General features: G+C 71.5%; 11 protein-coding genes. 10 read left to right on the top strand and 1 reads right to left on the bottom strand.

All coding sequences use genetic code 11. The features are described from left to right. The first annotated feature begins 118 nt into the window (after positions 1-118). The 8 genes from ACWGJ5_RS39330 (at position 119) to ACWGJ5_RS39295 (ending at position 9,341) form a co-directional block, all read left to right on the top strand. Entirely contained in the window at positions 119-1,075 is a 957-nt protein-coding gene (locus ACWGJ5_RS39330) for a hypothetical protein (RefSeq protein ID WP_453314424.1), read from the top strand. A 77-nt stretch (positions 1,076-1,152) separates the two neighbouring features. Beyond that, on the top strand, positions 1,153-2,694 hold the full coding sequence (locus ACWGJ5_RS39325; RefSeq protein ID WP_453314423.1) for an amino acid permease: 1,542 nt from the start codon (positions 1,153-1,155) through the stop codon (positions 2,692-2,694). A 207-nt stretch (positions 2,695-2,901) separates the two neighbouring features. Continuing rightward, the gene (locus ACWGJ5_RS39320) at positions 2,902-4,272 is read left to right on the top strand and encodes a peptidase C39 family protein (RefSeq protein WP_453314422.1); all 1,371 of its coding nucleotides are present in this window, start codon (positions 2,902-2,904) and stop codon (positions 4,270-4,272) included. Between the two features lie 93 nt (positions 4,273-4,365). Next, positions 4,366-4,512, top strand: coding sequence for an SCO1431 family membrane protein (locus tag ACWGJ5_RS39315; protein WP_453314421.1), 147 nt, complete (start codon positions 4,366-4,368; stop codon positions 4,510-4,512). Positions 4,513-4,616: 104 nt separating this feature from the next. Beyond that, positions 4,617-5,270 (top strand): TetR/AcrR family transcriptional regulator, encoded by a 654-nt coding sequence (locus ACWGJ5_RS39310; protein ID WP_453314420.1) that lies wholly within the window; start codon positions 4,617-4,619, stop codon positions 5,268-5,270. Positions 5,271-5,610: 340 nt separating this feature from the next. Then, positions 5,611-6,783 carry an acyl-CoA dehydrogenase family protein gene (locus ACWGJ5_RS39305; protein WP_453314419.1) on the top strand — a complete coding sequence of 391 codons (1,173 nt, stop codon included), beginning with the start codon at positions 5,611-5,613 and terminating at the stop codon, positions 6,781-6,783. 345 nt (positions 6,784-7,128) lie between these two features. Continuing rightward, on the top strand, positions 7,129-8,229 hold the full coding sequence (locus ACWGJ5_RS39300) for a hypothetical protein (protein WP_453314418.1): 1,101 nt from the start codon (positions 7,129-7,131) through the stop codon (positions 8,227-8,229). 14 nt (positions 8,230-8,243) lie between these two features. Next, positions 8,244-9,341, top strand: coding sequence for a phosphotransferase family protein (locus ACWGJ5_RS39295; RefSeq protein WP_453314417.1), 1,098 nt, complete (start codon positions 8,244-8,246; stop codon positions 9,339-9,341). Positions 9,342-9,347: 6 nt separating this feature from the next. Here ACWGJ5_RS39295 and ACWGJ5_RS39290 read toward each other — a convergent pair whose 3' ends face one another. Continuing rightward, positions 9,348-9,782 carry a hypothetical protein gene (locus tag ACWGJ5_RS39290; protein WP_453314416.1) on the bottom strand — a complete coding sequence of 145 codons (435 nt, stop codon included), beginning with the start codon at positions 9,780-9,782 and terminating at the stop codon, positions 9,348-9,350. Positions 9,783-10,026: 244 nt separating this feature from the next. On the opposite strand from ACWGJ5_RS39290, the gene ACWGJ5_RS39285 reads away from it, so the two are divergent. Further along, positions 10,027-10,467 carry an Lrp/AsnC family transcriptional regulator gene (locus ACWGJ5_RS39285; RefSeq protein WP_228619002.1) on the top strand — a complete coding sequence of 147 codons (441 nt, stop codon included), beginning with the start codon at positions 10,027-10,029 and terminating at the stop codon, positions 10,465-10,467. Between the two features lie 70 nt (positions 10,468-10,537). Further along, a complete protein-coding gene (locus tag ACWGJ5_RS39280; protein WP_453314415.1) occupies positions 10,538-12,151 on the top strand; it encodes an amidohydrolase in 1,614 nt (537 codons plus the stop codon). Positions 12,152-12,191: the final 40 nt, after the last annotated feature.

Below are 12,191 nucleotides of genomic sequence, written 5' to 3'. Positions count from 1 at the left end.
TAAACATTCGCGAATCCCTTGACCGATATGTCGAATTAGGCGTTCCGGGTGTGCCCGCCGCTGAGTAGGGTGCCTCCAGCGCAACACCTGTGCGCCGTACGGGGACTGGCAGGGAGACATGGCCGCGGAGTTATTCGAGGGGCACTACGTGTGGCATCCGGCGGCCGACGACCGTGTCCTGGCGAGCGTATGCGTCGATGTGCGCGCCGGACGTTATCGATACGCGTACGAGTCCCTCGCCGAGACGCGCACCGACTTCGCCCTGCGCGCGCATCGCTCGCTGATCCTCGCCTCCGAGGCGGCCGGCACCGATCTGGTCGAGCGCTGGCTCGCCGAGGAGCCGACGCCCGAGTCCGCGCTGATGTGGGCCCGGGTCGCGGTACAGCGCGCGCTGCGGGCCGCCGACGCCCGCGACGAGCGCGCCGAGGCGCTGGAGCGGATAGCGCTGACCGCCTGTGACCGGGCCGCCGCCATGGCTCCCGAGGACCCCACGCCCTGGGTCGCCAAGCTCGCCATGGCCCGGCTGCACCGGCTGCGCGACCCGGCCCCGCACGGCCTGCTCACCGCTCCGCCCGGCCCCTGGCGGCTGTTCTCGCACGTCCTGTCGCTGGATCCCTGGCACCGCGAGGGCCACCACCGCTTCCTGTCGTGCTTCTTCACGCGCTACGGCGGTTCGGTCAACGCGGCCTGGGACGTGGCCGCCTTCCTCAGCCAGCGGGCGCCCGCCGACTCCGCCCTCCGGCTGCTGCCGCTGGTGGCCCTGGTGGAGAGCTACAACCCCACCCAGCTGCTCGCCGAGCGCGTCTGGGAACAGCCGCAGTGGCGCTCCACCGCGCTGGCGATCTACCAGAACTGGCTGCCCGCGGTGGGCCGTTACCGCTTCACCCCGGTGCTCGACCTCGCCTACCTCGCGCACGCCCTGGTCATGGCCCAGCGTGAGTTCGAGGCCCGGGCGGTGTTCACGGCCATGGGCCCGTACGCCTCGCGCATGCCCTGGAGCGCCTTCGGTGACCCCGCCGAGCAGCTGTCCCGGGCCCGGCGTGCCTGCGGGCTGCCCGTGCCCCGGCCCGACTGACCTGCACGCGCTCTGCACCTGCACCTGCACCTGCACTCGGATTCACTCGGAGATTTCCCTCAGAGAAAGGCCGAACCGTGTCGGAACGGACATCGTCGCCCGGGGCGAAGGCCCGCGCGGGCGAGGACCAGGTCGCGCTCGACGACGACGCGACCCTGCACGCGATGGGTTATCCGCGGAAACTCACCCGGCGCTTCCAGGCGTTCGACAATTTCGCGATCTCCTTCACCATCATCAATATCCTCTCAGGTATTTTCTCGTCCTTCGGATTCGGTATGAACGCGGGCGGCCCCCGCATTCTCGTATTCGGCTGGATCGGGGTCTGCGTCATGGTGCTGCTCATCGGCGCGGCCATGGCGGAAGTCGCCTCGGCGTATCCGACGAGCGGTGCCCTGTATTTCTCCGCCGGTAAACTTGCAAAGCGGCACAAAGGCGCCTGGTCCTGGTACACGGGCTGGCTGAACTTCGTGGGCCAGATCGGCGGCACCGCCGCGACCGGCTATGCGGCGGCCACCTTCATCCAGGCCTTCATCCAGCTGCAGTGGCCGTCCTACCAGCCGACCACGCACCAGACGGTGCTGATCACGGCCCTGCTCATCGTCGTACAGGGTCTCGCCAACACCTACACCGTGCAGCTCGTCGCCGTACTGAACCGCATTTCCGTGTGGTGGCTGCTGATCGGACTCGTCGTGATCGTCGGCGCACTCATAGTGATGCCCGATCACCATCAGCCGGTGTCCTTCGTGACGCATTTCGAGAACAACACCGGCTTCTCGAGCGGTCTTTACGGCGGCATGCTGGGGCTGCTGGTCACGAGCTGGACGTTCACCGGGTTCGACGGCAGCTTCCACATGTCCGAGGAAACGGTCCACGCGACGGTCAACGCGCCCAAGGGGATCACCCGCGCCATCGGCTATTCGGCGATCACCGGTCTGATCCTGATGCTTGCACTGGTCTACAGCATTGGCGACTACGCCAAGGTGGCCGGTTCGGCGGCGCCGCCCGTGCAGATTCTCATCGACGGCCTCGGCCTCGGCGTGGCCAAGGTCATGCTCCTCGTCGTCATCGGCGCGATGCTCTTCTGCGGTCTCGCCAACCTCACCAGCAACACCCGGCAGATCTTCGCCTTCTCCCGTGACGGTGCCATGCCCGGCTCCCGCTGGTGGCACTCGGTCTCGTCGCGCACCCGTACGCCCGTGAACGCGGTGTGGCTGGCTGTGGTCTGCTCAGTGGCCCTGGTGGTGCCCGGCTGGTGGTCGCACACCGCGTTCACCGCGATCGTCAGCGTCAACGTGGTCGGCCTGTTCCTCGCCTACGCCGTGCCGATCTTCCTGCGGCTGCGGCTCGGCGGCGAGTTCCAGTCCGGGCCCTGGCACCTGGGCCGCTGGGGCCGGCCGGTCGGCTGGCTCGCGGTGATCTGGATCGTGCTCAGCAGTGTCCTGTTCATGCTGCCCCAGGCCTCGCCGATCACGGCCGACTCCTTCAACTACGCGCCGATCGCGCTCGGCATCGTCCTGGTCGTGGCGACCGTGTGGTGGTTCGCCACCGCGCGCCGCCGCTTCCAGGGGCCGGTCAGCTATGGCCGGCCCGACGAGGTCGCCGCGATGGACCTCGTCTGACGGCGAGCACCACAGTACGAGGCGTACAGCTCGGGTGGCGCGGGGTGTCGTGCGGCTGGCCCGCGCCCCCTCGGGGTGCCTTCCAGTGGTCCAGACCAATATTGGTGGCGTGGCATGCGCGGAAGTGCTGGCAGCGCCATGCCGCCTGCTCCATAGTTGGCGCACACACCGCACCGGATCATCGGACACCTGGGGGTAATCGCGCCCATGAGCAGAGCCCAACAGCCGTCCCGCAGAACAGTCCTCACCGCAGCCGTCGCCGTGGCGGTGGCGAGCGGAGCGGCCCCCGCTGCCGCCGCCGCGCAGCGACCCGACACCGAGGCCGACGACACCGGCCAGGGGCAGGCCCGCCCGATCGACTACCACGGCTGGACCACGTACCGCGAGTGGCGTCTCGGCGCCGCCCAGGGCGTCCGGGCCGTCGCCGGCGCCCGCCCCGGCGTCGTGATCGGCGCCCCCGCCGGCCGCACCGACTACACCGACCCGCACACGGGTACGACCGCCACCTGGGAGTACGCCACCTGGACCGCCCCGGTCCACCGGCTCACGGTCCCCGCCACCGAGGTCGTCTCCTCCTGGAACGCCCACACCCCCGAGGGCACCTGGATCCAGGTGGAGCTCCAGGGCACGTACTCCGACGGCACCGGGACCCCGTGGTACGTGATGGGCCGCTGGGCGGCCGGTGACCAGGACATCAAGCGGACCTCGGTGGACGGCCAGACCGACGGCAAGAGCACCATCTGGACGGACACCTTCGCCATCGACGACGCGAGCACCGGCCTGCGCCTGACGTCGTACCGGCTGCGCCTGACCCTCTACCGCAGGCCGGGGACGCACCTGACGCCGACCGTGTGGCGGCTGGGCGCCATGGGGTCCGACATCCCCGACCGCTTCACCGTCCCCGCCTCCACCCCCGGCCTCGCCCAGGAACTGGCCGTACCGCGCTACTCCCAGGAGATCCACAAGGGCCAGTACCCGCAGTACGACAACGGCGGCGAGGCCTGGTGCAGCCCCACGTCCTCGCAGATGATCGTCGAGTACTGGGGCGGCCGGCTCACCCCCGAGCAGCTCTCCTGGGTCGACCCCTCCTACGCCGATCCCGAGGTGGACCACGCCGCCCGCTTCACCTACGACTACCAGTACGAGGGCTGCGGCAACTGGCCGTTCAACGCCGCCTACGCGGCCACCTTCCAGGGCATCCAGGGCGTGGTCACCCGCCTCGCCTCGCTCACCGACCTGGAGACGTTGGTCGCGGCCGGCATCCCGGCCATAACGTCCCAGTCCTTCCTGAAGACCGAGCTGACCGGTGCCGGCTACGGCACCTCCGGCCATCTGATGACGGTGATCGGCTTCACCGCGGACGGCGACGTGATCGCCAACGACCCGGCCTCGCCGAGCGACGACGCGGTACGACGGGTCTATCTGCGCCGGGAGTTCGAGAACATCTGGCTCAGGACCAAGCGGTACAACGCCTCCGGCAAGGTCGTCTCCGGCACCGGGGGAGTCTGCTACCTCTACTTCCCGGCCCATCCGAGCCCGCGCCAGCGCAAGGCACTCGCCGCGGTGGGCGTGCACTGACCGTGTGAGCAGACCGTCTGCGCAGACGGCCTGATCAGACGGTGTGAGCAAGCTCATCGCCGGACACGCCGTCGCGGGTGGCAAGGTGGACAAATGGATACGACCGCACACCCGTCCACCGTCACCCGCGCCCGCACCGGCGGCCCCAAGGACGACGGCCCGAAGATCCTCGAGCACGTCATGGGCTGGGTCCTCGTGGCGGTCGTCGCAATGTTCGTGACCCAGCTCGGCCTGCTCTGATGCCCGGGTCCGGCCTGCTCTGACTCGCCCCGCTCACGTGTGCGGCATGTTCTGACATACTGCGGAGGTCCCGCCGACCGCCTCGAACAGGGTCGAAATTGAATATGCCGCATCAGCGTGCCGCCGTCCGTCCCCGGATGCGCGGTACCGAGCGCTCGGTGGCGCGTCGCGCCGAACTCATCGCCATCGGGCGGAAGTTGTTCGCCGACACGTCCTACGACGCGCTGTCCATGGACGACATCGCCCGCCAGGCTCATGTCGCCAAGGGCCTGATCTACTACTACTTCCAGTCCAAGCGCGGCTATTACCTGGCGATCATCAAGGACTCCGTCGCCGACCTGGTCACCTTCGCCGGCGGCGCCCTGGAGATGCCCGCCGTGGAGCGCGTCCACCGCACCATCGACGGCTATCTGCGCTACGCCGAGCACCACCAGGCCGCCTACCGCACCATCGTCAGCGGCGGCGTCGGTTTCGACACCGAGGTGCACGCCATCCGGGACGGCGTCCGCGAGGCGATCATCGCCACCATCGCCGAGGGGGCCTACGGCCGCAGCGACATCGCCCCGCTCGCCCGGATGGGCCTGCTCTCCTGGGTGTGCGCCGTCGAGGGCGCGACCCTGGACTGGATCGACCGCCCCGAGCTGTCCCGCGAGACCATGCGCGAGCTGCTGGTGAAGACGCTCGGCGGAGCCCTGCGCGCCGTCGAGGAACTGGACCCGGCCTACCCGGCGCCGCAGCCGGCCCGCCGCGACACCTGACACACCGGGAAGCGGAGGCCGCGTGGTCCTCCCCTGCGGCAGCCGGAATGGCGTGAACGCGACAATTCGAGGGTGTGTGAACCCAGGACCAGACCGCTCCCTCAATGGCTCGAGTCGGTTTCCAGGGCCACGACAGGTTCCGACTGGATTCTTGAAGTAAGCGGTCGTTAACTGGTGACTGGAGGTCGCTGATCGGGCATACTCACAGCGCACAGCCGCTGGTCAGCCGCTTCCGAGACCCGGGAGAGGGCGCCTTCGGCGATCACGCAACGACCAGGCGGAGCCGCCCCCACCCCCAGGGCCAGACCGCCGGTGCCCGACCAGGGAGGAGACCGACGCCATGTCCGACCGCGACCCGCAGCCGGTGGAGCGTCAGCTGCCGACGGAGGAGGCGCGGGATCTGCTCGCCCTCGTCCGGGACATCGCCCAGCGCGAGATCGCGCCGAAGGCCGCCGAGGAGGAGGACGCGGGGCGCTTCCCGCGTGAGGTCTTCACCCTGCTGTCCGAATCGGGCCTGCTCGGCCTGCCGTACGACTCCGAGTACGGCGGCGGCGACCAGCCCTACGAGGTCTACCTCCAGGTCCTGGAGGAGCTGGCCGCGGCCCGGCTCACCGTGGGCCTCGGCGTCAGCGTGCACACGCTCGCCTCCTACGCGCTCGCCACCTACGGCACCAAGCAGCAGCAGGTCGAGCACCTGCCCGCCATGCTCGGCGGCGGCCTGCTCGGCGCGTACTGCCTCTCCGAGCCGTCCTCCGGCTCCGACGCGGCCTCCCTGCGCACCAAGGCCGTCCGCGACGGCGACCGGTGGGTGATCAACGGGACCAAGGCCTGGATCACGCACGGCGGCATCGCCGACTTCTACACCGTGATGGCCCGCACCGGCGAGGAGGGCCCGCGGGGGATCACCGCCTTCCTGGTCCGCGGGGACGCGCCGGGGCTGAGCGGGGCGGTGCCCGAGAAGAAGATGGGCATGAAGGGCTCGCCCACCGCGCAGGTCCACCTCGACGGCGTCCGCGTCGGCGACGACCGGCGGATCGGCGAGGAGGGCCAGGGGTTCTTCATCGCCCTGTCCGCCCTCGACTCCGGGCGACTCGGCATCGCCGCCTGCGCGATCGGCCTCGCCCAGGCCGCACTGGACGAGGCGGTCGCCTACGCCACCCAGCGCCGGCAGTTCGGCCACCCCGTCGCCGACTTCCAGGGCCTGCGCTTCATGCTCGCCGACATGGCCACCCAGATCGAGGCCGGCCGGGCGCTCTACCTCGCCGCGGCCCGGCTGCGCGACGCCGGCAAACCGTTCGCCAAGCAGGCCGCCATGGCCAAGCTGCACTGCACCGACGCGGCCATGAAGGTCACCACGGACGCCGTGCAGATACTCGGCGGCTACGGCTACACCGCCGACTTCCCGGCCGAGCGCTACATGCGCGAGGCCAAGGTCCTGCAGATCGTCGAGGGCACCAACCAGATCCAGCGGATGGTCATCGCCCGTCACGTGGCGGGACCCGAAGGCCGCTGAACTGTCCCGTGAGGACCGTCGGGGCCGCCAGCCTGATCCACTCCGGATCGTGGCGGCCCGGCAGGGTCCGGCCCCGGTCGGCCCAGGTCCGCATGAGATCGCGGTAGATGGGCGGGTCCGGCGGCGCGGGCGGCGGCGGAACCGATTCTGCGGGGCGAGGGACGAAGATACGGCGCTGACGCCCGGTGACCGAGTGCAGGGGGGTCATACCCGGGCAACGCGGCAGTGGCCCGACAGGTCACCGCCCGGCGGAATCGAGCGTCAGTTCAGGAACGTTCCGTCCCCGCTCTGGCCTCCTCCGGTCGGCTGACGTACCGTCGGCCGACCATTGCCCAGGGGGTGTCCGTGGCCGACGACCGTCCCGTACCGCTCGACGAGTACCCGGTGCACCAGGTACCGCTGTCCATGAAGCACGTGGCGACCGGCGACCGGAACGCCTACGACCGCTGCATCTTCCACGTCTTCGACCATTCCGGCCGCGCCCTGCTCATCCTCGGCCTCGGCGTCTACCCCAACCTCGGCGTGATCGACGCGTACGCCACCCTGCGCACGGGGGACACCCTGCACGCCGTACGTGCCTCCGACGCGCTGGGGGAGGACCGGATGCGGCTCGCCGTCGGACCACTGCGCATCGAGGTCCCGCGGCCGCTGAAGGAGCTGCGCCTGATCTGCGAGGACGAGCAGCTGTCGTACGACCTCACCTGGACGGCCGCCTTCCCCGCCCTGTGGGAGCCGCACCACCTCCAGCGCCGGGGCGACCGGCTCACCCTGGAGGGCCGCCGCTTCGTCCAGGCGGGCACTGCGGAGGGCGTGCTCCGGGCCGGGGGAGAGGAGTTCCGGGTCACCGCGGACGACTGGACCGGCACCCGGGACCGCAGCTGGGGCGTGCGGCCCGTCCCGGGCGAGGACGGCGGGCGGCTCGCCGCGGACCACCCCACCGAGGGCTTCCACTGGATCTGGTGCCCGGTCCGGTTCGAGGACCGCTTCCTGATGGTCATCACGCAGGAGGACGCCGACGGCCACCGCTCCCTGAACGACGCGACCCTGGTCCGCCCCGGCCGGCGCGACCGCCAACTGGGCTGGCCGCAGGCCGAGATCGGCTACCGCTGCGGCACCCGCCACCCGGAACGGGCGGTCATCCATCTGGGGGACGCGCGGGAGTCGCGAAAGCTTGACGTCGAGATCCTGGCCTCCTCGCCGCTCGCCCTCGGCGCGGGCTATCCGCCGGCGGACGACTGGCAGCACGGCACCTGGCGGGGCCCCGGCTGGACCGATCGCCGTACCTACGACATGACCCTGCCCCACCCGCTGGCCGGTTACGGCGTCACCGACCACTCCGCCCGCTTCCGGCTGGACGGACGGACCGGCTACGGCATCTTCGAGCACGGCTCGTTCGGCCGGCACGACCCGAGCGGCTTCACCGGCTTCGACTCGGTCGCACCCTGAGGAAGGAGCCCGGCATGGCCACGGCACCGCGTCCCCGTACGACCACGCGCGACCCCGAGGAGCTCGCCCGGCGCCTGACCGCCTGGCTCGGCACCCGGCTGCCCGGAGCCAAGGCCACCGGGGTCACCGTCCCGGCCGCCAACGGCATGTCCAGCGAGACCCTGCTGTTCGACCTCGAACACCCCGAAGCACCTTTCGGGGCCTGCGCGTTGCGGCTCGCGGCGGACCCGTCGGCGTACACCGTCTTCCCCGAGTACGACATGGCCCGCCAGTACCGCACCCTTCGCCTGGTGGCCGAGCGCACCGACGTGCCCGTGCCGCGTGTGCTGTGGCTGGAGGAGGACCCGGGCCCGCTCGGGGCCCCGTTCTTCGTCATGGAGCGGGTCGCAGGCCGCGTGCCGCCGGACGTCATGCCGTACACCTACGAGGGCAGTTGGCTGTACGTGGCGAGCGACGGAGAACGCGAGCACCTGGAGGCTGCAACCGTCGCGCTGTTGGCCCGTCTGCACGACCAGGTGCCCCTCGCCGAGGCGCAGTTCCTCGCCGGGCCCGGAACGGGAGACGCGCTGCGCCGTCATGTGACGGCCCAACGGGCCTACTACGCCTGGGTGATCGACGGCCTGCCCCGCTCACGTCTCATCGAGGCCGCGTTCGACCGGCTGGAGGAGCTGTGGCCGCGCGAGGCGGGCGAACCCGTCCTCAGCTGGGGCGACGCGCGCATCGGGAACATCGTCTACGACGGTTTCGAGCCCGTCGCCGTGCTGGACTGGGAGATGGCGGCACTCGCCCCGCGCGAGGTCGACCTCGGCTGGATCGTCTATCTGCACCGCTTCTTCCACGACCTCACGGTCGCCTCCGGACAGCGCGGACTGCCGGACTTCCTGCGCCGGGACCGCGTCGAGGCCCGCTACGCCCGCCTGACCGGCCACACCCCACGGGACATGGAGTTCCACACCCTGTACGCCGCCCTGCGACACGCGATCGTCATGCTCCGCGTCGCCTACCGGCAGGCGCACTTCGGGGAGGTCGCCGTCCCGGCGGATCCGGACACACTGATCCTGCACCACGACAGCCTGCGTGCCATGGTGCAGGGCGCGTACTGGATGCGGTGAGGCCGTTCAGGCGGCCTGGCGGCGCATCGCCGGTACGCGCATCGGGCGCGAGCCCGGGCCGCCGACGTGCGAGAAGGGCTGCGTGCGCCAGTCCAGTCCCTGGGGGAGCGTCAGCAGCAGCGCGGTGTCCTGCTCCTGCGGCGCGAAGGACTCGTCCGCGGGGCGGGCGTCGGCAGCCGAACGGCCCGTGCCCGCACAGACCGTGAGGCCGAACGGGTTCCACGGCGAGGCGCACAGCGCGTGCTCGGGCAGCACCTGCTCGTCCGCCAGCAGCGCGATCGGCTGAGCGCAGTCCGGGCAGATCACGCGGTACATCTCGAAGGTGTCGTAGGCGTCCGGATCGTCGTCGAGGGCGTCGGGTTCGACGCCCTCCGGCTCGAGCTCGACGACCGGCTGCTGCCGCTTGGACGCGGATCGACCAGGGCGATGGACACTCTGCATGGGATTCTCCCCCTAAGGCTGGGCCGTTACGGCGCTGCGGCCTCGACCACACCAAGCACTTCCCGCCCGCCCTCGGCGGTAATCACGAGAACATCACGGAGCCGGTTCCGGGTGTGTGGCGTTCGTCACATGCCGTGTGCAGGTGCCCACTGCGGGCCTTGTGCGGCGCCTTTTGTATCGAACCGGCTATGACCTGCGCTCTCGGCTATCCCAGGAGATCAAGCGCACTGTAGGTTTTGGCGCCATGGAGGAGCTGGACCGACAGATCGTGCAGCTGCTCGTCAAGGACGGGCGGATGAGCTACACAGACCTGGGCAAGGCCACGGGCCTGTCCACGTCCGCCGTGCACCAGCGGGTGCGCCGGCTGGAGCAGCGTGGCGTGATCCGCGGCTACGCCGCGGTGGTCGACCCCGAGGCCGTCGGGCTGCCGCTCACCGCGTTCATCTCGGTGAAACCGTTCGACCCCAGCGCCCCCGACGACATCGCGGACCGCCTGGCCGACGTGCCCGAGATCGAGGCCTGCCACAGCGTCGCGGGCGACGAGAACTACATCCTCAAGGTGCGCGTGGCCACCCCGCACGAACTGGAGGAGCTGCTGGCGAGGCTCCGCGGCCTGGCAGGGGTGTCGACGCGCACGACGGTGGTCCTCTCCACGCCGTACGAGGCGCGGCCGCCCCGGATCTGATCACCGCACCGGGTGCGTTTCGGGCGCCCCGGGTACAGCCGGCGCCGGCCGGGGCGGGAAACTGTCCGCCATGAGCGACCGCACCGCCGACCCCGAGCCCCCCAAGACCGTCCTGCTGCGCCGAGGCGAGGTGCACAGCCCCGCCGACCCCTTCGCCACGGCGATGGTGGTGGAGCGCGGCCAAGTCGCCTGGGTCGGTTCGGAGGGTGCCGCCGACGCCTTCGCCGACGGCGTGGACGAGGTGATCGACCTCGACGGCGCCCTGGTGACCCCGGCCTTCACCGACGCCCATGTGCACACCACCGCCACCGGTCTCGCCCTGACCGGCCTGGACCTGTCCGCCGCCCCCACCCGGGAGGCGGCCCTCACTCTGGTCCGTGACTTCGCCGCCGCCCGCCCGGACGACCGCGTCCTGCTGGGCCACGGCTGGGACGCCGCCCGCTGGCCCGGCGGCCGTCCGCCGACCCGCGCCGAACTCGACGAGGCCACCGGCGGCCGCCCGCTGTACCTCTCCCGCATCGACGTGCACTCGGCGGTCGTCACCACCGCCCTGCTGGACCTGATCCCCGGCGACGTCCCCCGCGCGGACGCCCCCCTCATCGCCGACGCCCACCACACCGTCCGGGAGGCCGCCCTCGCGGCCATCACCGAGGCCCAGCGCGCCGAGGCCCAGCGCACCGCGCTCGCCCACGCCGCCTCCCTCGGTATCGGCTCGGTGCACGAGTGCGGCGGCCCGGAGATCTCCTCCGAGGACGACTTCACCGGACTGCTGAAGCTCGCCGCCGAGGTGCCCGGCCCGCGCGTGGTCGGCTACTGGGCCGAGCAGAACGTCCGGAAGGCTGGGGAGCTGGGCGCCGTGGGCGCGGCGGGCGACCTCTTCGCCGACGGCGCCCTCGGCTCGCACACCGCCTGCCTGCACGAGCCGTACGCCGACGCCGGCCACACGGGCACGGCCTACCTGGACGCCGAGGCCGTCGCCGCCCATGTCGTCGCCTGCACCGAGGCGGGCCTGCAGGCCGGCTTCCACGCCATCGGGGACGCCGCCGTGACCGCCGTGGTGGAGGGCGTGCGCGCCGCGGCCGAGAAGCTCGGCCTCGCCCGCGTCCGCGCCGCGCGGCATCGCGTCGAGCACGCCGAGATGCTCACCCCCGAGACCGTCGCCGGCTTCGCCGAACTGGGCCTGATCGCCTCCGTGCAGCCCGCCTTCGACGCGCTGTGGGGCGGCGAGGACGGCATGTACGCCCGGCGGCTGGGCGCCGAACGGGCCCGCACCCTCAACCCCTTCGCGGCCCTGCTGCGCGCCGGTGTGCCCCTCGCCTTCGGCTCCGACAGCCCGGTCACCCCGCTCGACCCGTGGGGCACCGTCCGTGCCGCCGCGTTCCACCACACGCCCGAGCACCGGGTGTCCGTCCGTGCCGCCTTCACGGCGCACACGCGCGGCGGCTGGCGGGCCGTGGGGCGGGACGACGCCGGTGTCCTGGTGCCGGGTGCGCCCGCCGACTACGCGGTCTGGCGCACCGACGAACTGGTCGTCCAGGCCCCCGACGACCGGGTGGCCCGCTGGTCGACGGACCCGCGCTCCGGCACGCCCGGCCTGCCGGATCTCACCCCGGGCCGCGACCTGCCGGTCTGTCTGCGCACCGTGGTGGGCGGGCGGACTGTGTTCGTACGGCCGGGCGAGTGATCTACGGGGGTGGCGCGGCGGCGATCGCTCGCCGCCGCGC

This window comes from Streptomyces sp. NPDC054783 (assembly GCF_053611725.1).
This window is presented reverse-complemented; position numbering and strand designations above follow the sequence as displayed.